At 64.4% G+C, this 517-nt stretch carries 1 protein-coding gene; it reads left to right on the top strand.

The annotated features are described in order from the left end of the window. Positions 1–517 (top strand): cbb3-type cytochrome c oxidase subunit I (locus CH293_RS27605; RefSeq protein ID WP_176460149.1); only part of this gene is annotated, 517 nt, incomplete at both ends.

The raw sequence follows: 517 nt of genomic DNA, 5'->3' as shown, positions 1-517 counted from the left end.
CTGCTCTACGCCACCCCGATCGTCTTCGGCTTCGGCAACTACATCCTGCCGCTGCAGATCGGCGCACCCGATGTCGCCTTCCCCAGGCTCAATGCCTTCAGCTACTGGCTGTACCTGTTCGGCGCGCTGGTCACCACCGCCGGGTTCATCAGCCCCGGCGGTGCCGCAGATTTCGGCTGGACCGCGTATACCCCGTTGAGCAGCGCCGTCTACTCCCCCGGTATCGGATCCGACCTGTGGATCGTGGGCTTGCTCGTCGCGGGCCTGGGCACCATCCTGGGCGGGGTCAACATGGTCACCACCGTGGTGTGCCTGCGCGCTCCGGGAATGACGATGTTCCGGCTACCGATCTTCACCTGGAACATTCTGGTGACCTCGATTCTGATCCTGCTGGCGTTCCCACTGCTGACCGCGGCGTTGATGGGCCTGCTCGCCGACCGTAAACTCGGCACCCACATCTTCGATCCCGCCAACGGCGGGGCGTTGCTCTGGCAGCACCTGTTCTGGTTCTTCGGTC

Source organism: Rhodococcus sp. 14-2470-1b, from assembly GCF_002259415.1.
Taxonomy (GTDB): Bacteria; Actinomycetota; Actinomycetes; order Mycobacteriales; family Mycobacteriaceae; genus Rhodococcoides.
This window is presented reverse-complemented; position numbering and strand designations above follow the sequence as displayed.